Below are 19,420 nucleotides of genomic sequence, written 5' to 3'. Positions count from 1 at the left end.
CTCTGCCGGACACACTGTCCGGCAGAGTGTCCGATCAGTGAGAGCGTAGGCCATGACCTCGAACCGCCCCACCCTGTTGCTCGTCCACGGCGCCTGGCACCAGCCGGCCGTCTGGGACCGGCTCCGGGCAGAACTGGACGTCCTCGGCTACCAGACCACGGCCGTCGACCTGCCCACCTCGGGGCCGGACGCCCGGGGCGGCATGCAGGACGACGCCGCCGCCGTCCGCAAGGAGATCGCGGCGATCGGCGGGCCGGTCGTCGTGGTGGCCCACTCGTACGGCGGCATCCCGGTCAGCGAGGCCGCCACCGGCCTGTCCGAGGTCGAGCACCTCGTCTACCTGACGGCGTACCAGCTGGACCGTGGCGAATCGATGTTCAGCTTCCACGGCGTACCGAACCCGGTCGAGACCGACGTGTTGATCCCGCTCACCGGGGACCCGCGGACGGCGTTCTACGGCGACCTGTCGGACGCCGATGCCGAGGCCGCCGTCACTCAGCTGGTCGACCAGCGCCTGCGGGCCTGCGTGGACCGGGTGACCGAGCCGGCCTGGCGCTCGATCCCGTCGACCTACATCGTCTGCACCAACGACCAGGCCATTCCGGTGCCGCTCCAGGAAAAGATGGCCGATCGGGCCACCAGCGTCCGGCGGATCGAATCCAGCCACTCACCGTTCCTGTCCCGTCCGGTCGAACTGGCCGCGCTGCTCGACGAGATCGTCACTGCTCGCGGCTGAACGCGCGGTTCACCCCTGCCGCGACGCGGGATCGAGATGATCGAGTCGTGCGAGGTCGGCGGTCCCGGACCGCACAACGGCCGCCGCCAGCGCCACGGTCGCCGGCTGGACCCCGCTCTGCTGCTCCGCGGTGGCGATCCGGACCGACTGCGCGAGATGCGCCCGCAGGTGCCCGGCGAGCAGGCGGTGAAACGGCTGCCCGCTGGCCGCCCGCAGCGCGGTCATCTCCTGCGCGGTAGCCATGCCCGGCATGTCGTGCCCCTCGTGCGGATTCGTCGTCGGGGCGGCGGCATCTGCCAGTAGCCGGCGGGCGCTGTCCAGGTCGGCCCGCCGGGTGGTAGCCACCTGGGTGGCCGTCTGCCGCCAGGCCGGGTCGGTCGTCCGCGCCGGCACCAGATCGAGGACGGGCAGCAGGCGTTCGGTCATCGCCACCGTCAGTTGCAGCCAGGCGATGTCGGTGGGATTGAACGCCGTACCAGTGGGTGTCGGCGCGGTCGTCGCCGGAGGCGCGGTCACGGGTGGTGTGGTGGGGTTGGCCGCGTCCCGTGACCCGCAGCCCGCGACGAGCAGCACGGCGATGAGCACTGTGGGCGCCGTGGGCTGGCGCATCCGATCTCCCTTCCCAACCAGGGCGGCGGGCCCGGGTGACCGGACCCGCCGCCGTGGTGTGGAGCTGTCGCTCAGATCGGTCGGCCGTCGTGACCGCACTTGATGACGGGACGGATGCAGTCCTGGACCCGGCGGGCCAACTCCGCCACCGGCCAGGCGTTGAAGAAGTCGCCGTGCATCGTGTAGCCCGGCCCGGAGGCCAGCCGGAACCGCGACGGGTCACCGGTGACCGGGTATCGAAGCACCTGGCGCAACTTCGGCACGTGCACCGGGTGGGTGCTCGGGCAGGCCTGGTTCACCGGGTACGCCAGGTGGCTCTTGTGGTCCGGCGAGTCGAGGTCACGGCCGTTCCAGCACTGCGGGAAGTCCAGGTACGACTCCAGCATCGTGCCCGACGGGCAGTTGACGAAGTCCTTCGACGGCGGCACGTGCCCGGCGTGCAGGCAGGACCAGCGGGCGATGCTGTCGTTCGGCCCGGTGGCCTTCGCGTTGCCGGCGACGAGCCGCAGCCCCAGCGGGAACGGCTGGGTGTTCGCGACGACGTCGGCGCGTACGCCCTCGCCCAGGTAGTAGAACGTGGCGATCGCCGGCTCAACGGCGACGTTGTCCCGGTACAGCGTCGGCACCCAGTACGACGAGACGTCCACCCGCGGGTTGCAGGTGGTGGGCGAGTTGACCAGGTCCGGAAGGGTGGTCCTGGCGTTCGTCACAGTGCTGCCGAAGAAGCTGTGCATGTGCGACGCCCCGGGCAGCCCGGGGAAGACGATCGGGTCGTCCGGCAGCCGGTGGCTGTAGGTGCAGTCGGCGGGGAACTCGGCGACCCGGATGGCGTTGGCGCCGAAGTCAGCGCCGGCTTGGCCGGGGGCGGCGTCGGCCCGGTTGGTGGTGGACACCAGGTACGTGCCGAGTAGCACCAGCAGGGCGCCGATCGCCGTGGCGAGGCGCAGTCGGCGGGGGATGCCGGAGAGGGGTGCGGCCCTGTCCATCTCGTGACTCCTGTCGGGGGACGGGTCAGGGACAGCTCCGGCGCCGCCGCCGAAGGCATCGGAGTTGTGCCTGGCCAGACTGGGTGGTGGCCGGTTGGGCCGGTATGAGAGAGCGCTCTCACTGCCCCCCAGCCTCACGCTGAAGTCGACATTTGTCAATACGTGCCGCAGTTGGTGGAAATGACGACGAAGGGCCGGACCCCGTGGTGGGGTCCGGCCCTTCGGTGTGTGCGTGGTGTGGGGGTCAGCTGGTGGCGTAGCCGCGGGTGGCGATCCAGTCCGCGAGGTGCTCGACGCTGATCCAGTAGGAGGCGGTGTTCGGGTCGGCGGAGTCGGCGATCTTCACCGTGTTGCCGTTGTCGCGGTAGCCGACGACGCTGATGTAGTGCCCGCCCTCGTAGGAGTGGGTGGTGCCGTCGGTGTCGGTGCTGGTGCCGGCGATGTTGGCGACCACGGCCCGACCGTCGTCGACGGTCTTGACGACGTCGGCGCGCAGGGTGTCGGTCTGCTTGGCGTCGGCGTCCGGGGTGCTGATCTCCACGGACCGGTACGCGTCGTTCTTACCGGTTTCCTTGTTCAGGACCGGGGTGATGTCGTTGATGGAGTTGGTGCCGGCCTCGGTGGTGCCCATTTCCTTGGCCATGTCGTCGACGTTGATGTTCTTGCCCTGCACGGACAGGGCGTTGCGGGTGGCGGCGGGGCCGCAGTAGTAGAAGTTCGGCTGGGCCTCGTAGCGCACACCCAGTTCCCGCTCACCGTGACCCTTACGGTCGGTCTGGGTCTGCGTCGTCGCCTTGGCGGTGCTGGGCGCGGCGAACGCGGTGGTGACGGGGCCGGCGATGGCTCCGCCGGTGAACGCGAGGCCAGCGGCGGTCAGAGCGGTCTTACGGATCAGATCGGTACGCATGATGGCGTGCTCCTCTGCATCGGGGGTGCCCACACAACCCCTGGGGGGTGGGTGGTTGTGCGGGGGGAAGTTCACGGCGACGCCGGCGATCCGGGGGGACCTGCTCGGGCGTCGCGGGGGATGTAACCGGGGCGGCCTGGCGGATGTTCCCGGCGGCTGCCGCGCCCCACGACCCTGGATAGTCGCGGTGGTCTGCCAGGTATAACGACCCGGCCCGGTCGCCGATTCCGCCGCCGGGGTGGCCCCGACCACCCGACACCCGAGGCCAAACCCGACAATCCACCCACCCCGCCCAGCTGGCGGACCCGACACGGCGGCCATGGCGGGGTGATCCACTCGGGTTCCCGGAAGTCGCGGGGTCTGGGCGCCGGGGATACCCCGACTTCAAGAAAGCCGAGTGGATCATGCCAACCTGCGCCCTTCGCGCGCCCTGAGCGGTGGAACGGTCCCCGACGTGCGGGTGGGGCAGCCCGAACGCGTCGGACTGCCCCACCCGGGAGCGCAGGGACGAAATCAGAACCCGAGGACGCTCCGCCCGCCGACGACCGGCAGCCGCAGTTCGCTGTCGTTCGGCGCGACCCGCAGTTCGGTGCCGCCCAACGGCAGCAGGGTGTACTCCTGGTCGCTGGAGAAGACGACCACGCCGATCCGGTGTCCCGCCGGGAAGATGTAGTCCTTCGGCTCCATGGTCCACCGGTAGTCGTACAGCTTGCCCTGCTTGACCGGCTCGGTGCGCGCGGCGCTCTTGCGGTTCTGCGGGTCCATCCACCCTCGCGTCACCACGGTCGGGGCGGCGGTCGACCCGGCCGGGCCGTAGTCGACCAGGTACGCGGTGAGGTTCGCGTCCGGCTTGTTGTCGATGGCCATCCGCAGTCGCATCTCCGGACGCCCGGAGATGCGCACGCTCTGCGTCAGCTCGGGGGAGCGGTAGGCGAGTCGGTTGGCGCTCGCGGTGTCCGGGTTGGACACCAGGGTGTCCGGGTGGATGGTCCGGCCCTCGTCGACGAAGCTCTGCTCGACCTTGGCCTTCGGCGGCTTTCCGGTGGTGAGCGCGCCGGGCGCGCTGGTGTCGGTGGCCGCGAAGCGCAGGCCGACCTCCCGCGCCGCCGGGTCGGGCCAGTTGGCGTACGTGGTGTAGGCGCGGTCCTCGCGCTGGAGCACCGCCGTCGGCTCGTCCATGATGCCGTTGCGCACGTTCCACAGCCAGAAGTCGAACCAGCGGTTCTCGGTCTGCTTGTACGTCCACGTCTGGCCGCTGGGCAGGGTCACCGACGCGCTGCTGCCCGGACCACCGTGACCGCCCTGGTGCAGCCAGATCTTGCGGGGGACGTCGCGCTTGGCGAGCTGGTCCCACCAGCCGGCGAAGTGTTCGGTCTTGACGTTCCAGTCGTTGAGGCCGTGCACGACGAAGACGCTGGCCTTGACGTCGCGGGCGTCGAGGTAGTCGCGGTCGGCCCAGAATTTCGAGTAGTCGCCGGTGACCCGGTCCTGCTTCGCGGTGATTCCCGCGAGCTCGTCGGCGCAGGGCCCCTCGGCGCGGGCCTGCCCGGCGGTGTACTGGGCCAGGATGTCGAGGTCCTCGCCCTGGAACGTCCCGGGCGCGACCACCAGACCGTTGGCCCGGTAGTAGTCGTACCAGCTGCTGATCGCGGAGACCGGCACGATGGTCTTGAGCCCCTTGACGCCCGTGGTGGCAACCTGGTTGGGCAGCGTCCCGTTGTAGGAGACACCGGTCATGCCGACCGCGCCGGTGGTCCACCCGGCGGTGACCGGGGCGCCGTTCGCGTCGTACCCCTTGGCCCGGCCGTTGAGCCAGTCGATGACCGCCTTGGTGCCGAGCGTCTCGGCCTGGTCCCCGCTGGTCGGGCAGCCGTCCGAGTCGCCGGTGCCGACGCTCTGGCCGAGCACCACCGCGTACCCGCGGGGCACGTAGTAGTCGTCCAGCGAGCCGGGCAGGTTGGCCTTTGCCTGGGCCCGCTGTGCGCCGGCGTCGAGTGCGCGTCGCCCGTCGCGGTCGGTCAGGCCGTTCTGCGGCAGGTCGTCGACCAGCACGCTCGGGTACGGCACGTCACCCCAGGTGCCCTTGCGGTACGGGCTGTGCTCGAAGATGACCGGCACCTTGAAGCCCTGCGTGGCGGTCTCCCGGGGGCGGGAGATGTCGATCGCCACCCGGTCGGGTCGACCGTCGTGGTCGGTGTCCACCGGGGTCTGGACGAACACCCGCTCCTCGATCGCGTCGGCGAGCGAGAACACCGGTTGGGTCATGCCGTCGCTGACCACGATGCCGGTGGGCGTGGTGGGCGTGGGCGGAGCGGCAGCCGCGGGTGGGGCTGCGCTGAGGACCAGGGCGCCGGACACGCCGATGCTCAGGAGTGCCAGATGACGGGGTCGACGCATGCGCGTCTCCCTTCGGTTGGGCTGGTTGCCGGGGGTCGGCAGGGGCCAATCTCGAAGATCCATTCGTGGTCATGCTAGGTCCGGGCCGGCGTCCCGTCGATCCCTTCGGCTAGGGGCGCATCTGTCGTCCACACCGTCGCTGCCGGTCCGGCGAGCGGCAATCGAAACGACATCGAACTGAGCCCGGCCGCGAAACAGCGCCGGAATCCTCAGCGCGCGGACGGGAGAACCCCTCGTCGAAGGCTCCCGAAGATCGGGTATCCATGCATATGATCTTGCCGAAGTCGCCCGAAGAGGCGGTTTCGTCCACATTAGACGAGGAGCAACATGCTCAGGAAAACGCGGTGGCTGTTGGCCGTCGCCGTCACGGCCACGACGCTGACCGCCCTACCGGGCGGCGCCGCCACGGCCGGACCCATCGACATCGGCCAGAGCGGCGCGCCCGCCGCCTCGGCCGATCCGAAGACGCACACCGTCACCCTGCTGACCGGTGACGTGGTGACCGTGCGGGACACCGGATCGGGCTGCCCACAGGCCACAATTCGGCCGGCGGACGAGAACGCGGTGATCCACCAGAGCTGCGGTCCGGACGGTCACCTGCACGTCATCCCCGCCCGCGTCGCGTCCCAGCTCGGCTCGGTCCTCGACCCCGACCTGTTCGACGTCACCACGCTGATCGCCGACGGCTACGACGACGACAACTCCGCCGAGCTGCCGCTCATCGTGCAGCCCGCCACCGCGTCCGCCCGAGTGGCCGCGCTCGGTGACGTGCAGTCGCTGCCCAGCATCGGGGCAGTCGCCGGCCGCGTACCCAAGAAGAGCCCGGCCACGGCGAAGCTCGCGACCAACTCGCTGCTCGCCGGCGCGAAGAAGGTCTGGCTCGACCGCAAGGTCCGGGCCACCGCCCTGACCGGCGGTGGGCGCCCCACCGGCCTGGACCGCAACCTCGGCCAGATCGCCGCGCCGGACGCCTGGAAGGCCGGCTACACCGGCAAGGGCGTCCGGGTCGCGGTGCTCGACACCGGCGCCGACTTCACCCACCCGGACCTGGTCGGCCGGATCGCCGAGCGGGCCGACTTCACCGTCGAGGGCGGTGACGCCGTCGACCACAACGGCCACGGTACGCACGTCGCGTCGACCATCGCCGGCACCGGCGCGGCCGCCCACGGTCAGCGTCGGGGCGTGGCACCGGACGCCAAGCTGGTGATCGGCAAGGTTCTCGACGACCACGGCTACGGCGACGACTCCGGCATCATCGCCGCCATGGAGTGGGCCGCCACCCGGGCCGACGTCATCAACATGAGCCTCGGCGGCAGCGACCCGGACGACGGCAACGACCCGCTGTCGCTCGCCGTCGACGGTCTGAGCAAGTCCACCGGCGCGCTCTTCGTCATCGCGGCCGGCAACAGTGGCGCCGCCATCTCCTCGCCGGGCTCGGCCGCCAGCGCGCTGACCGTCGGCGCGGTCGACCGGAACGACGAGCTCGCCGACTTCTCCAGCCGCGGGCCGCTGGTCACCAGCAACGTGGCCAAGCCGGAACTGGTCGCGCCCGGTGTCGACATCGTCGCCGCCCGGGCCGCCGGCACCAACCTCCAGGACCCGATCGACAGGTACTACGAGGCGATCAGCGGCACCTCGATGGCGAGCCCGCACGTAGCGGGCGCCGCCGCGCTGCTCGCCCAGCGCCACCCGGACTGGACCGGTGAGCGGCTCAAGGCCGCCCTCGTCGGCGCCGCCGATCCGCTCAGCGGCATCGACCCGTACGCGGTCGGCGCCGGTCGGCTCAATGCGGCCCGGGCCCTCGGCGGCCCCATCAGCGACCAGTCGGTGGTCAACCTCGGCACCTTCGCCTACCCGCAGTCCGGGACCAGCGAGACGAAGCTGAGCTGGACCGGTGAGTCGACGGCCGTTCTCGACCTCGACGTGTCGATCGTCAACCACGACGGCCAGCCGGTGCCGCGCGGCGCGGCGTCGCTCTCGACGAGCCGGCTGACGCTCAAGCACGGCACCACCGCCGCGGCGACCCTGCGGGTCAACCGTGCGGCGCTGGCCGCCCGACCGGGCTTCTACCTGGCTACTGTCACCGCCCGTTCCGGCCGCAAGCTGGTCGCGACGACCCCGGTGAGCTTCTACGTCGAGCAGCCCAGCTACGACCTGACGATCCAGACGAAGCCGCTGCCCGGCCTGAAGGACGGCGCGGAGAGCTGGATCAACCTGATGGTCAGCAACCTCACCGACCCGCTGATCTACTACGGCGGCGCGGGCGGTACGCCCGGAGACACCTTCACGCTGCGGGTGCCGGCCGGCCGGTACGCGATCCTCGGCTCGTCCGTCGCCTACTACGTCGACAGTGACGTGCTGGAGACGACGCTCGCCGCCGAGGCCGACCTGGACGTGCGCGGCGCCCGGAGCGTGACGCTCGACCCGGCGCGGGCCAAGCCGGTGACGGCGACGGTCGATGGGGTGCCCACCACGCCCACCCGGACCGACTTCACAAACGTCCAGACCGCGCCGAACGGCCTGTCCTGGTGGCACCAGATCAGCGGGTACGGGGCCAAGACGACGGTCCGCACCACCGCGCTGCCCAAGCCCACCGTCGGCTCCCGGCGCACCTGGGCGGCCGTCAACCTGGACTCGCCCGCCGGCACCGCCAACCCGTACCGCTACAACCTGGTGCACGAGTACGCGGGCGGTGTACCGGTCGACCCCGCCTTCCGAGTGAGCAAGGCCGAGCAGGCCAAGCTGGCCCGGATCGATGAGCGGTTCCACCAGACGGATTCGCCGGAGATGTTCACCCAGCTGATCCGTACCGGCATGACCCGCGACGGGGTGGGGGTCACCCAGACCCACGAGGGGAACCTGCCGCCGTACCGGACCGACTATCTCTCGCCCGACATCCTCTGGGCCGATCAGGGCGGCTACGGCGGGCTGGCCGCGGACGAGGCACCCCGCAGCTACCAGCCGGGCAGCCGGCAGACCAAGATCTGGGCGCGTCAGCCCCTGCACTCCGACTGGTACGACGACCCGGCCGGTGCCGAGTGGAGCTGCGCCTCCGCGCCGTCGCGGACCCGGGGCAACCTGCACCTGGACCTGGTGTCGCTGACCGACAAGCACCAGCGGGCCGACTGCCTCCAGGGCGAGGCGATCGGCGTGAAGCGCAAGCTGTCGCTGTACCGCAACGGCAAGCTGGTCGACGAGCGGTCAGGCCCGTACGGCGACTTCACCGTCCCGCAGTCGATGGCCGACTACCGGGTGACCCTCGACGTCGACACGAGCCTGATCCTGCCGATCTCCACGAAGGTCAACACCTCGTGGACGTTCCGTTCCGCCGGCCCCGACGGGACCGGGAGCGTGCCGTTGCCGCTGCTCGCGGTCGACTACGCCCTGCCGATGGACCACAACAACCACCCGGTCGACGGAACGGCCGAGCTGGCCGTCCGGCAGGCGCACGGTGTGAAGACGCAGAAGGTGACGTCGTTCCAGGTCTGGACCTCGACTGACGACGGCGCCACCTGGAAGTCGGCGCGGGTCACCGGCAGCGGCGACAGCTACCGGGTCGCGCTGCCGAAGGCCACCTCCGGGCAGGCCGTGTCGTTGCGGGTGAAGGCCGCCGCCAACGGCGGTAGCGGAATCGACCAGACCATCATCCGGGCGTACCACGCCGGCTGACCGTCGACACGGTGGTGCGGCCCGGCCCCGGCCGGGTCGCACCACCGTTTTTCTGTCGCGGTGTCGATCCGGCCCCACCTCGTTCGTCGTGACGGTGAACCGTGACGCCGACACCGAGAGGTACGCCCATGACGTCCGTCGCCGAGACATCGCTGCGCCGAACCCGTTTCCTGCTGGGCTGTGGCACGGTCGCCGGCCTGCTCTTCCCCGTCCTCTCGTTCGGGCAGGCGTTCACCCGGTCCGGATTCGACCTGCGCCGCCACGCGGTCAGCTCACTCACCCTCGGCGACCTCGGCTGGTTGCAGGTCATCGCGTTCGTGGGCACCGGCGTGCTGGCCGTCGCCTTCGCGGTGGGCCTGTGGCAGGCGCTGCGACCGGGTCGGGCCGGCACGGTGGTGCCGGTGCTGGTCGGCGTGTACGGGGTGGCGATGGTCGGCGGCGGGATCTTCGTGCCCGATCCCGCGCTCGGCTGGCCACCCGGCGCCCCGGCGGGACTGCCCGAGCAGGCCAGCACGGGCAGCGTCCTGCACACGGTGTGCGGCGCGGCGGCGTTCCTGTCGCTGACCGCGGCCGGCCTGCTGCTCGCTCGACGGTTCGCCGGTCAGGGGGACCGGAACTGGGCGCTCTACAGCGCCACCAGCGGTGCCGTCGCGTTCGTGCTCACCGCCCTGCCGTGGAGCGAGGGGAGTGCGAGCATCCGCTTCGCCGTCGGAGCGGTGCTCATCTCGGGGTGGCTCGTGGCGCTCTCCGGGCGAACACGCGACGAGGTTGCCTGACCGCTGAGGCGATTCTCGTCGTGGGCAGGTGACAGCATCACGTCATGGCCACAGCGAAGCAGCCAGCAGCCGTTCCGACCGTGATCAGCGTCGACGACTTCCTGGCCGGTAATCCCGACGAACGCAGGCGGGCCGACGCGGGGCGGCTCCGCGCGATCATGGGTGAGCTGACCGGGGAGCCGGCGGTGATGTGGGGCCCGAGCATCGTCGGCTTCGGCAGCTACCACTACACCTACGAGAGCGGGCGTAGTGGCGACGCGCCCCTGGTGGGTTTCTCGCCGCGCAAACAGAACCTCGTCCTCTACCTCATCGGCGGCGGTCTCGAGGAGCAGTACGCCGCGCTACTCGCCCGGCTTGGCCCGCACCGCGCCGGGAAGGCATGCCTCTACCTGAAGCGGCTCGACGATGTCGACGAGAGCGTGCTGCGGCAGCTGATCGAGCGCACCGTCCAGGTGCACAGGGGTGTCGACCGGGCCAGCCGCCGCTGAGCCGCCGGCGTCACTGGCCCTCCCAGACCGCCTTCGCCCCGGAGTCGCCGGTGCGGAACACGTAATACACGGTGACGGCGGCGGCCACCAGCGACAACACCTGCAACGCCAGGGTCAGCGGCCGTCCGGGCCGTCCGTCCGCGCTGGCGTCGGTGGGTCGCGGCGGGACGAGCCGGACCAGTGCCAGGGCCACCATCCCCAACCCGATGCTGGCGTAGAGGGTGATGTCGCCGAACTCCTGGTGCGCCTCCAGCTTCGGGAGGAACTCGGGGGTGACCCGGTTGGCGGCGCGCATCCGTTCGAGGAAGGCGTCGCCGGAGAGCTTCGTCAGCAGGGCGGCGACCGGCGCACCCACGGCGAGCAGCCCCAGCACCCACCGGGTGTGCGGCCGGATCGGCGGGACGAACGCGTAACCGACAGTCAACAGGGCCAGCAACGGCACGAACACGACCGCGGCGTGCAGCAGCAGAGGGTGGGCCGGGATGCCCATGAACTCCTCGAACATCGGCGTCTCCTCCGGTGACATCGGCCTGGACGTTGATCGTCCACACAGGGACGCTATCGGTACCACGCGGGCGTGTCATCCCCGTCGATCGCTCACCTGTCGCAGCGCAGCGCGGCCAGGTCGACGGCGTCCGCCATCGCCTGCATGCCCTTGTCGTTCGGGTGGATGTGATCCCCGCTGTCGAGGAACGGCAGCAGCGCCTGCGGGTCATACGGGCTGCGGGTGATCCGGTCGAAGTCGACCACGGCGTCGAACACGCCGCTGTGCCGGATCCACTCGTTGACGCCCTGGCGCACGGCCTCACCTGCGGCGTCGTACTCCGGCCAGCCCTTGTAGGCCATCACCGTGGCGCCGACGACGCACCTGCCGGCCGCGTGCGCCCGGTCGGCCAGCTGTCGATACCCCGTGGTCAGGTCGTCCACTGTCACGCCGGTGTGGGCCTTGATGTCGTTGATGCCCTCGTACACGAACACCGTGTCGACCCCGGGCTGGGAGAGCACGTCACGGTCGAACCGGCGCAGCGCGGCCTCCCCGGCGCCGTCGGCGAGCACCTTGTTGCCGGAGATGCCGGCGTTGGCCACGCCCTTGACCGGGCTGTCCGGTGCGGCCTGGAGCCGTCGGGAGAGGTAGTCGGGCCAGCGCCGGTTCGCATCCGTGCTGGAGGCCCACCCGTCGGTGATGGAGTCGCCGAGGGCAACCACCGAGCGGGTCGCTGTGGGCGTCCGCACGCTGACCGCGTCCAGCCAGTACCAGGAGGTCATCGAGTCGGTCCAGTTGTTCGCCGCCTCCTCGGCGGCGTGGTCACCGGTGGTCGCGTACGACGTCTGCATGGCCATGCCGTGCCCGCTCGTCGGGCCCTGCGCTCCGGTGACGTAGAGGCTCACAACGAGATTGCTCTGGGCGGCCAGCCTTCCCGGCAGCGGGTCGCTGAGGATCGTCTCCCCGGCCGCGACGGTGACGGACGGCTGCCCGCCGAACGTCAGCCGCCGGTTGCTGCCCCCGACCAACTCGGCGCCCTGCCGCTGCAACCCGGCGTACGCGCTGCTGAAGGTCACCGGGTGCTCGCCGAAGGCGTTGGTGAGGCGGATCCGCAGGGCGTCCCCGCCGACGCTGGTGCGCACCACCAGCCGGTAGCTGCGCTCGGCGGGCCCGGCGCCCTGCCGGTCGGCACTGGCGGCCCAGGTGACCGCGAAGTGCCGGCCGGCCGCCGGGTCGTGCCGCGTCCGCGCCTGCGCCGCCGACCCGAGCAGGGGTAGGCAGATCAGCGCGGCGACGGCGGCGGCCGCCCCGCGCCGGGCAAGGCCGGCCCGCATCAGAGGTTCCTCAGGGTGACCGACTCGCCGGGGCGCACTGTGACCTGGCGGGACCTGCCGTTGGCCAGCACGGTCGTGCTGCGGCCACCCACGCTCGTCAACCGCGCCTGGGTGACCCGCCCGTCGCGCCAGCTGAGGTCGGCGGTGAAACCACCGCGTACGCCGACACCGGCCACCGAACCGGCGGACGCCCAGGCGGCGGGCAGCGCCGGCAGCAACTCGACGTGACCGGGCCGGGAGTAGAGCAGCATCTCGACGATCGCCGCGGGGGTGCCGAGGTTCGCGTCGATCTGGAAGATGCCCCGGCCGGGGTTCGTCTCGTAGATGTCGAAGAGGTTCATGGCGCTGCCGTTGCTGCCGTTCGTCGACGGCCGCAGGTTGTTGACGACGAGCTGGTACGCCTTCTCCGCGTCCTTCAACCGCGCCCAGCACAGGCTGCGCCAGGCGTTGGCCCAGCCGAAGCTGTTCATGCCGCGCGCGGTGAGCAGGGCGGTGGCACCGGCGACGATCGCGGCGGGGGTGGAGCCGTCCGGGCGGATCCGGTCGCCGGGGAAGAGACCGATCAGGGGGGAGAGGTGCCGGTGCGTGGTCTCACCGAGGTTGTCCGGTGACATCCACTCCTGCAACCAGCCGGAGGTGGGGCTGACCTCGGGCAGGTAGAGGCGCTTGCGGAGCGCGTCGACGCTCCGGGCGTGGTCGGCGTCGCGGCCGAGCACCCGGGCGGCGGTGTGGTAGTTCTCGAAGAGATTCCACACCAGCTCCTGGGAGTAGGTGTTGCCCCGGGTGTCCTGCGGCCCGTGCTCGGCCGACCAGTCCCGGTCGGCGACCAGCACCTCGCGCGACGCGCCCTTCGCGTCGGTGACGGTCGCGGTGACCAGTCGGGTCTCCCAGAACTCCACGGCACCCTTGATGACCGGGTAGACCTTCGCCAGGTAGCCGCGGTCCTGGGTGTACTCGTAGTGCTCGAACAGGTTCTGGCATAGCCACGCGTTACCGCTCGGGTGCCACCACCAGCCGCTCCCGCCGTACGGGTTGGTGGAGAAGGCGACGGCCCAACCGGCGACCCGGCCGCTGGTGTTGCGGAACCGGTTGGTCGAGGTGTTGAAGAGCCGCTGGGTGACCTCGGTCCAGACCGGCAACTGTGCCACGCAGTAGTCCGCGTACGCGTCGAAGGTGTCGGTGAGGCCGGCCCGGTCGGCCGGCCAGTAGGTCATCTGGATGTTGACGTCGCTGTGGTAGTCGCCCATCCAGTCCGGGTCGTTGCCGTCCAGCCACGGGCCCTGCAATCCGATCGGCAGGCTGCCCCGCGACCCGGAGATCAGCAGGTACCGGCCGAACTGGAGGTACGCGGCCTCCAACTCCGGGTCGGGGACGTTGTCGCGCCAGCGCGCCTGCACCCGCTCCCAGGTGTCCAGTTCACGTTGGCCGGCGGACGAGGGGCCGAGGTCGATGGCGAACCGCTCGAACGCCGGGCGGACGTCGGCGACATGGGTGTGCAGCAGTTCGCGGACCGACGCGCGCGCCGCGGCCAGGACCTTCTCCCGGGCCAGCCGTTGCGGCTGTACCGATTCGTCGCGGAACCCGGTGGCCGCGGTCGGCGCGTAGGAGGTGCCGCCGCTGACGATGACGGTGAGGTCCCGGCAGTCGGTGAAGGAGATCGACGTGCCGGTCACCGCGACCGTTCCGGTGCCGCTGTGCGCGGTGACGGCGGCACCGTAGCGCAGCCCGTTGGCAAAGGAGGCGCCGAACGACGCGTACCGGCCGGCCGGGTCGGCGGTGATGGACTCGCCGTGGGTGCCGGCCAGGGACACGGTGCCGGTGTACGTGCCGCCTTCCTGCGAGGTGAAGTGCAGGACGATGACGTCGTCCGGGCGGCTGGCGAAGACCTCTCGTCGGTAGCCGACCCTACCGATGTCGTACGCGGCGGTGACCAGGCCCTGCGCCAGGTCGAGGGTGCGGCGGTAGCTGTCGACAGTGCCGAGGTCGTGCCCGGGGAGGTCGACGGTCAGCGTCGCCAGCATGGTCAGCGAGCCGAAGTCCTCGCGCCCGTAGGGGAACTGGCCGTCGCCGTCGAGCGTGTCGTTGCGGCCACCGGTCCAGAGCGTCGCATCGGTGATCGTCAGGAATTCCCGGGACGGGTCGTTGCTGGCGAGCGCTCCGAGCCGGCCGTTCCCCACCGGCAGGCCCTGCTCGATCATCGAGGTGGCGGAGCCGGGTGCCTGCCACCAGAGCTGGTTCTTCGCGGCGACGTTCGGAGCGAGCATCGGCGATTTGGTGGGACGTCGGGGTGTGGGCGTGGCGGCGAAGGCGGGTAGGCCACCGAGGGCGGTGGCCGCGCCGGCGGCGGCGGCCAGCCCGAGGAAGCCGCGACGGCTGGGGTGGTTGTCGCGCGTGCTGCGGTTATCCATGTCGGGTTCTCCAACCTGAGGGTTCGACGGATGCGCGCGGCGGCGCGGGCCCGGCGGTTCGCGCCGGGCCGCGCCGGGCACGTCAGAGGGTCTGCGGTACGGCGATCCGGTCGATGTCGGGGGAGTACCAGGTGCCGCTGTCGAAGGTGATGGTGTTGGCGCCCGCCTTCAGCGCCAGCTGGACGCTGACCGTCTCGACGGTGCCCCAGTCACCAGTGGAGGGGAACTTCAGGTAGCTGCCGTTGCCGCTGTTGGAGGAAACGTGCACCGAGCGCGCGTCACCGCTGACGTAGGAGACGGCGACGGTGTAGATGCCGTCCTTGCGCACTGTGACGTCGTTGAACCGCACCGTGGCACCGACGTAGAGGTTGCCGACCTTCTGACCGCCGGAGCAGGCGTCACAGCCGCCGACGGAGGCGCTGCCGGTCAGGGTGTTGACCGAAGCCTCAGCCTCATAGCTGGTCGAGGTCAGAGCGGTGCCCGGGCGTACGGTGAACAGCCGCGAACCGTGCGCGGGCAGCGCCGCGGTGATGGCGTTCTTCTGCGTTCCGAGGTCGCGGCGGTTCCACACGTCCCGGACCGAGGCGTTGCCGGTGAACCCGAACGACGCCCAGTGCGCGGTGACCGACGCGGGCGCGTCACCGAGGTTGAACAGCGCGACGGTGTAGCTGCCGTCCGGGTTCTTCGCACCCCAGACCTGCTGGTCACCGGCGGGGGTGACCGGCCGGGCGGGCGCGCCGCCGTTCTGGTCGATGGCGATGACCTCGCGGTTGGTCAGCAACGACAACCCGTAGTCATCGAGGCGGGTGAGGTCGTCCCCGGTGTACAGCGGCGACTTCGAGATCGCCCACAGCGTCGCGTACGACTGACGCTCGGCCCTGGTGAGGCCGTCCATCTCGCCGTTGCCCACGTTGAGCGAGTCGAGGTCGTTCCACCCGCCGGGGCCGGCCTTGCGGCTCCAGGCCGGCGCGTCGTCGAACCGGTCGTCGACCGAGTTCTCCCAGCTGACCAGGGTGTTGCAGTAGCACTCGACGTCGGTGTCGATGCGCCACCCGTTGGAGTACCGCTTCCAGTCGGCGGCGTGGTTGATGTCGAGCGACCAGGACAGTTCGAGGTGGATCGGACGGCCGGCGGTGGCGATGGCCCGCTGCCAGGCGGCCACGTCGGCCACGTTGTCGTAGTTGTCGCCGGACTTGAACGAGCCCGGGCCCACCCCGTCGAGCTTCAGGAAGTCGTAACCCCAGTCGGCGAAGAGCTGTGCCTGCGAGTCGATGTACTTCTGTGCGCATGGGTTGTCGAAGTTCAACTTGTACGCACTGTCCCAGCCGTTGGTGGTGCGCAGGTCCGGGTAGACGATGTCGGCGGTGGTGCAGTCGGGGGCGTTCCAGATCGGCGCGGCGCCGTTGGCGTACGCCTCCTTCTCCAGCCCGACCGGCAGGTAGATGCCGGCCTTCAACCCCTTGCCGTGGATGTGCTCGGCGACGGCCTGCATGCCGCGCGGGAACCGCACCAGGTCGGGGGTCTGCCGGGCGTACTGGTCGAACCTCGGCACCCAGTCGTTGTTACGCCACCAGCCGGCGTCGATGTTGACGTACTCGTAGCCGTACGGCTTCAGCTTGGTGGCGAGGGCGTCGGTCTGCTTCAGGACGTTGGCCTCGGTGAGGTAGCTGTAGTCGCCGTCGGGGTTCAGGCCCGGATACTTCGAGGACTGCATGGTCCAGCTGGTCCACCCCATGAAGGGGCGCTGCGCGATGTCCGCCGCGGCCTGCGCCGGCGCGGCCTGAGGGGCCGTCGGGGCGGCCTGGGCTGGGGCGGCGCCCGCGGCGAGGAGCGCGCCCAGCGCCGCCGCGACGAGCGGCACCCGGGTGCGGTGCTGTCTGCGCGGGGTTGTCGGTGACGGCATGGTCAACCTCCTGGTGGCACTGTGGGTCGAGTCGGGCGCTATGGACGGCCGGTGGCCGAGGTGACGCCGGGTCAGGGGACGAAGAGCGACTGGATGCTGACGGCCGCCGCCGCGCGGGCCCACTCCTCGAAGGGCAACGGGCGGATGGAGAGGGGGCACCGCGCGGCGGCGCCGAAGGCCTGCCGCTCGAAGCTGGCGCGGATGTGGCTGTCGAACAGGTCGTACGCGGCCAGCCCCTCACCGGACACGACGATGCGGGTGGGACCGACCAGGTTCGCGACGGCCGCGATGCCGCAACCGATCGCGCCGCCGGCTTGGGCGAAGATGGCTCGCACCTGCTCGTGGCCGCCGCGTGCCAGGGCCACCGCCTCGTCGATGGTGAGGTCGGCGCGGCCGGTGCGGTCGCGGGCCTGGGCCACGATGGCGTCGGTGCCGGCGATCGACTCGACGCAGCCGCGACCACCGCAGTGGCAGTCCGGGCCGGTGGCGTCGACGGTGAGGTGGCCGATCTCGCCGGCCACGCCGTACGAGCCGGAGACCAGGCGGCTGTTGACGACGAGGCCACAGCCGATGCCGGTACCCACGGTGACCAGGGCGAACGACTCGGCTCCCACTCCCTCGCCGAACCAGTGCTCGGCGGCGGTGAGCGCCTTGACGTCGTTCTCCACGGTGACGGTGAGACCGGTGCGCTGGGCGGCGAGTCGACCCAGCGGCACGTCCCGCCAGTGCAGGAACGGTGAGTAGCGCACCAGGCCGATGCCACGGTCGATGTCGCCGGAGAGGGCCAGCCCGAGCCGGCGGACCCGGGTGCGGTCGCCGGGGAACGCGTCGAACAGGTCGTCGGCGAGCCGGTCGATCTCGGTGAGGACCGCGTCGACGTCGGGGTCGTCCAACGGGCGGCGGGCGCTGGCATGGACCTGCGCGCGCAGGTCGCAGACCACGCCGATCACTTCGTCGGCGGTGATCTTCACGCCGAGGAAGAACTCGCGTTCGGCGCGCACCGCGAGAGGGCTTGCGGGGCGTCCGGCACCCGGCCCGGAGCGCTCGGTGGCGGCCAGTTCGTGCAGGTAACCCAGGTCGATGAGCGGCCGGGCGGCCTTGGTGACGGCGGCGGAGGAGAGCCCGAGTCGGCGGGCGAGCGCGACCCGACTCACCGGCCCCTCGGTCAGCAGCGTCGTGAAGACCGCCGTCGCCGCCGGTGGCCCGGCGAACGTACCGGTGTCGATCCCAGGAAACATGGACGAAATCTAAGGCGAATATTTAACTTCTTCAAGTATTGATTTGCCTCAGTGCTCCGTCCTAGAGTCGGCGATGCGCCGGCCACGGCAAACTCAGGTCGCCGCCGCGCGAACGCCGAGGCCGACCAGCAGCGCGCCGGTCAGCCGATCGAGCAGTCGTCGCACCGACGCGGTGCGCAGCAACCGGGCGGCGCCACCAGAGACGACGGTCCAGCCGGCGAGCCAACAGGTGGCCAGCGCGGCGTGCGCCGTGGCGAGAAGCACCATCGGCACCAGCACCGGTCGGCCCGGTTCGAGGAACTGCGGTGCCAACGTGAGATAGATGGCGGCGGCCTTGGGGGTCAGCACGTTGCCGAGCAACCCTTGCAGGTACGGGTGGTCCACGCGCCAGGGCAACCTTCGGGCGGAAACCGCCGGTCGCCGTCCCGCCTCCGAGCGACGGCGCGACGCGGACCAGAGCATCCAGAGCCCGAGCCCGACCAGATAACCGGCCCCGACCAGCTTGACCACCCAGAACGCCTGCGACGAGCGGAGCACCAGCGCGGCCAGGCCGACAGCGGCCAGCGTGGCGTGCACGTAGAGCCCGGTCACCGTACCCAGGATCACCCACCAGCCCTGCCGCCGCCCGCCGGTGGCGACCCGCGAGACGACCAGGGTCAGGCTCGCGCCCGGAGTGGCGGTGATCGGCGCGACGGCGAGCAGGAATCCGAGCACCGCGACCCCGTGCATGCTCAGACCACCACCCGGTAGTGGGTGGTGAGCAGCCCGGCGTCGTCGTACACGTGGAACGCGACGCCGGGCGGCTGGGCCTGGGTGGAAAGCGGGCCCTCGCCCTCCCAGGGCATCCGCAGGGTGGAGACCACACCCGGGGCGATCCGCAGTGGACGGCCCGCGAAGGTGCTCGCCGCGGCGGTGTGGAAATGCCCGGTCAGCACGGCGACGACCTGCGGGTGGGCGGCGACGAGCTCGGCCAGGGGGTCGGCCGGCAGAAGCCGCATCGGGTCGATGACCGGGTGGTGCAGCACCACCGGCGGATGATGCAGGGCGATGAACGTCGGCGTCTCGGCCGGCACCGAACCCAACTCGTCGGCGAGCCAGGCCATCGTGTCCTCGTCCAGGTGACCGTCGTCCGCGCCGGGCACGGAGGAGTCGGCGAGGAGGAAGACCGCCCCGGCCACGTCGTGGCGGGCGTTGATCGGGCCGGTGCCGCCGCCGTCGTCACCGAGCAGACCCTTGCGGTACGCGTCGCGCACATCGTGGTTGCCCGGACAGACCATGACCGGCAGCGGAGAGTCGAAGAGCTTCGCGGCGGTCTCGTACTCGGCCACCTCGCCGTGGTCGGCGACGTCCCCGGTGATCAGGATCGCGTCGACAGGTCGTGGCAGGCCGTGCAGGTAGTCCATGACCCGGGCGGTCCGCTCGGCCGACCGGGGATGGCTGTCGAGGTGGGTGTCACTGAGATGCGCGATGACCAGCACGAAGTCG

15 protein-coding genes are annotated in these 19,420 nt (G+C 71.0%); 4 read left to right on the top strand and 11 right to left on the bottom strand.

What is annotated here, in order from left to right; all coding sequences use genetic code 11:
- Window positions 1–52: 52 nt before the first annotated feature.
- A complete protein-coding gene (locus tag ACQRWP_RS13710) occupies window positions 53–736 on the top strand; it encodes an alpha/beta fold hydrolase (RefSeq protein ID WP_430502609.1) in 684 nt (227 codons plus the stop codon).
- Window positions 737–745: 9 nt separating this feature from the next.
- On the opposite strand, the gene ACQRWP_RS13705 is transcribed toward ACQRWP_RS13710, so the two are convergent.
- The 4 genes from ACQRWP_RS13705 to ACQRWP_RS13690 form a co-directional block, all read right to left on the bottom strand.
- Window positions 746–1,345, bottom strand: coding sequence for a DUF305 domain-containing protein (locus tag ACQRWP_RS13705; RefSeq protein WP_430502608.1), 600 nt, complete (start codon window positions 1,343–1,345; stop codon window positions 746–748).
- 71 nt (window positions 1,346–1,416) lie between these two features.
- Window positions 1,417–2,331 carry a DUF1996 domain-containing protein gene (locus ACQRWP_RS13700; RefSeq protein ID WP_430502607.1) on the bottom strand — a complete coding sequence of 305 codons (915 nt, stop codon included), beginning with the start codon at window positions 2,329–2,331 and terminating at the stop codon, window positions 1,417–1,419.
- 244 nt (window positions 2,332–2,575) lie between these two features.
- Window positions 2,576–3,238: a C39 family peptidase gene (locus ACQRWP_RS13695; RefSeq protein ID WP_430502606.1), complete on the bottom strand. Its 663-nt coding sequence runs from the start codon at window positions 3,236–3,238 to the stop codon at window positions 2,576–2,578.
- Window positions 3,239–3,751: 513 nt separating this feature from the next.
- A complete protein-coding gene (locus ACQRWP_RS13690) occupies window positions 3,752–5,635 on the bottom strand; it encodes a Xaa-Pro dipeptidyl-peptidase (RefSeq protein ID WP_430502605.1) in 1,884 nt (627 codons plus the stop codon).
- Between the two features lie 327 nt (window positions 5,636–5,962).
- Between ACQRWP_RS13690 and ACQRWP_RS13685 the strand changes: the two genes are divergently transcribed.
- The 3 genes from ACQRWP_RS13685 to ACQRWP_RS13675 all read left to right on the top strand — a co-directional run bounded on the left by ACQRWP_RS13685 (window position 5,963) and on the right by ACQRWP_RS13675 (window position 10,568).
- Window positions 5,963–9,304 carry a S8 family peptidase gene (locus ACQRWP_RS13685; protein WP_430502604.1) on the top strand — a complete coding sequence of 1,114 codons (3,342 nt, stop codon included), beginning with the start codon at window positions 5,963–5,965 and terminating at the stop codon, window positions 9,302–9,304.
- Between the two features lie 128 nt (window positions 9,305–9,432).
- Window positions 9,433–10,080 carry a DUF998 domain-containing protein gene (locus ACQRWP_RS13680; protein WP_430502603.1) on the top strand — a complete coding sequence of 216 codons (648 nt, stop codon included), beginning with the start codon at window positions 9,433–9,435 and terminating at the stop codon, window positions 10,078–10,080.
- Window positions 10,081–10,124: 44 nt separating this feature from the next.
- A complete protein-coding gene (locus tag ACQRWP_RS13675) occupies window positions 10,125–10,568 on the top strand; it encodes a DUF1801 domain-containing protein (RefSeq protein ID WP_430502602.1) in 444 nt (147 codons plus the stop codon).
- A gap of 10 nt (window positions 10,569–10,578) precedes the next feature.
- Here the strand turns inward: ACQRWP_RS13675 and ACQRWP_RS13670 are convergent, their stop codons facing one another.
- From ACQRWP_RS13670 to ACQRWP_RS13640, 7 genes are all read right to left on the bottom strand, one after another.
- Entirely contained in the window at window positions 10,579–11,094 is a 516-nt protein-coding gene (locus ACQRWP_RS13670; RefSeq protein WP_430502601.1) for a DUF2231 domain-containing protein, read from the bottom strand.
- A gap of 71 nt (window positions 11,095–11,165) precedes the next feature.
- On the bottom strand, window positions 11,166–12,386 hold the full coding sequence (locus ACQRWP_RS13665) for an SGNH/GDSL hydrolase family protein (RefSeq protein ID WP_430502600.1): 1,221 nt from the start codon (window positions 12,384–12,386) through the stop codon (window positions 11,166–11,168).
- Window positions 12,386–14,794: a glycosyl hydrolase family 95 catalytic domain-containing protein gene (locus tag ACQRWP_RS13660; RefSeq protein ID WP_430502599.1), complete on the bottom strand. Its 2,409-nt coding sequence runs from the start codon at window positions 14,792–14,794 to the stop codon at window positions 12,386–12,388. Before ACQRWP_RS13660 ends, ACQRWP_RS13665 begins: the two co-directional genes overlap by 1 nt.
- Before the next feature lie 82 nt (window positions 14,795–14,876).
- Entirely contained in the window at window positions 14,877–16,697 is a 1,821-nt protein-coding gene (locus ACQRWP_RS13655; RefSeq protein WP_430502598.1) for an alpha-galactosidase D, read from the bottom strand.
- 71 nt (window positions 16,698–16,768) lie between these two features.
- Complete coding sequence (locus ACQRWP_RS13650; protein ID WP_430502597.1) at window positions 16,769–17,935, bottom strand: ROK family protein; 1,167 nt, start codon at window positions 17,933–17,935, stop codon at window positions 16,769–16,771.
- 93 nt (window positions 17,936–18,028) lie between these two features.
- Entirely contained in the window at window positions 18,029–18,664 is a 636-nt protein-coding gene (locus ACQRWP_RS13645; protein WP_430502596.1) for a LysE family translocator, read from the bottom strand.
- A 2-nt stretch (window positions 18,665–18,666) separates the two neighbouring features.
- The gene (locus ACQRWP_RS13640) at window positions 18,667–19,413 is read right to left on the bottom strand and encodes a metallophosphoesterase (RefSeq protein ID WP_430502595.1); all 747 of its coding nucleotides are present in this window, start codon (window positions 19,411–19,413) and stop codon (window positions 18,667–18,669) included.
- Between the last annotated feature and the right edge of the window lie 7 nt (window positions 19,414–19,420).

It is taken from the genome of Micromonospora trifolii (assembly GCF_050516465.1).
GTDB classification, from domain to species: domain Bacteria; phylum Actinomycetota; class Actinomycetes; order Mycobacteriales; family Micromonosporaceae; genus Micromonospora; species Micromonospora trifolii.
This window is presented reverse-complemented; position numbering and strand designations above follow the sequence as displayed.

What these genes read in the sequence shown, in the direction of transcription:
- ACQRWP_RS13710 (WP_430502609.1), top strand. Translation starts at nt 53, where the DNA reads ATGACCTCGAACCGCCCCACCCTGTTGCTCGTCCACGGCGCCTGGCAC.
- ACQRWP_RS13705 (WP_430502608.1), bottom strand. Translation starts at nt 1,345, where the DNA reads ATGCGCCAGCCCACGGCGCCCACAGTGCTCATCGCCGTGCTGCTCGTC.
- ACQRWP_RS13700 (WP_430502607.1), bottom strand. Translation starts at nt 2,331, where the DNA reads ATGGACAGGGCCGCACCCCTCTCCGGCATCCCCCGCCGACTGCGCCTC.
- ACQRWP_RS13695 (WP_430502606.1), bottom strand. Translation starts at nt 3,238, where the DNA reads ATGCGTACCGATCTGATCCGTAAGACCGCTCTGACCGCCGCTGGCCTC.
- ACQRWP_RS13690 (WP_430502605.1), bottom strand. Translation starts at nt 5,635, where the DNA reads ATGCGTCGACCCCGTCATCTGGCACTCCTGAGCATCGGCGTGTCCGGC.
- ACQRWP_RS13685 (WP_430502604.1), top strand. Translation starts at nt 5,963, where the DNA reads ATGCTCAGGAAAACGCGGTGGCTGTTGGCCGTCGCCGTCACGGCCACG.
- ACQRWP_RS13680 (WP_430502603.1), top strand. Translation starts at nt 9,433, where the DNA reads ATGACGTCCGTCGCCGAGACATCGCTGCGCCGAACCCGTTTCCTGCTG.
- ACQRWP_RS13675 (WP_430502602.1), top strand. Translation starts at nt 10,125, where the DNA reads ATGGCCACAGCGAAGCAGCCAGCAGCCGTTCCGACCGTGATCAGCGTC.
- ACQRWP_RS13670 (WP_430502601.1), bottom strand. Translation starts at nt 11,094, where the DNA reads ATGTCACCGGAGGAGACGCCGATGTTCGAGGAGTTCATGGGCATCCCG.
- ACQRWP_RS13665 (WP_430502600.1), bottom strand. Translation starts at nt 12,386, where the DNA reads ATGCGGGCCGGCCTTGCCCGGCGCGGGGCGGCCGCCGCCGTCGCCGCG.
- ACQRWP_RS13660 (WP_430502599.1), bottom strand. Translation starts at nt 14,794, where the DNA reads ATGGATAACCGCAGCACGCGCGACAACCACCCCAGCCGTCGCGGCTTC.
- ACQRWP_RS13655 (WP_430502598.1), bottom strand. Translation starts at nt 16,697, where the DNA reads ATGCCGTCACCGACAACCCCGCGCAGACAGCACCGCACCCGGGTGCCG.
- ACQRWP_RS13650 (WP_430502597.1), bottom strand. Translation starts at nt 17,935, where the DNA reads ATGTTTCCTGGGATCGACACCGGTACGTTCGCCGGGCCACCGGCGGCG.
- ACQRWP_RS13645 (WP_430502596.1), bottom strand. Translation starts at nt 18,664, where the DNA reads ATGCACGGGGTCGCGGTGCTCGGATTCCTGCTCGCCGTCGCGCCGATC.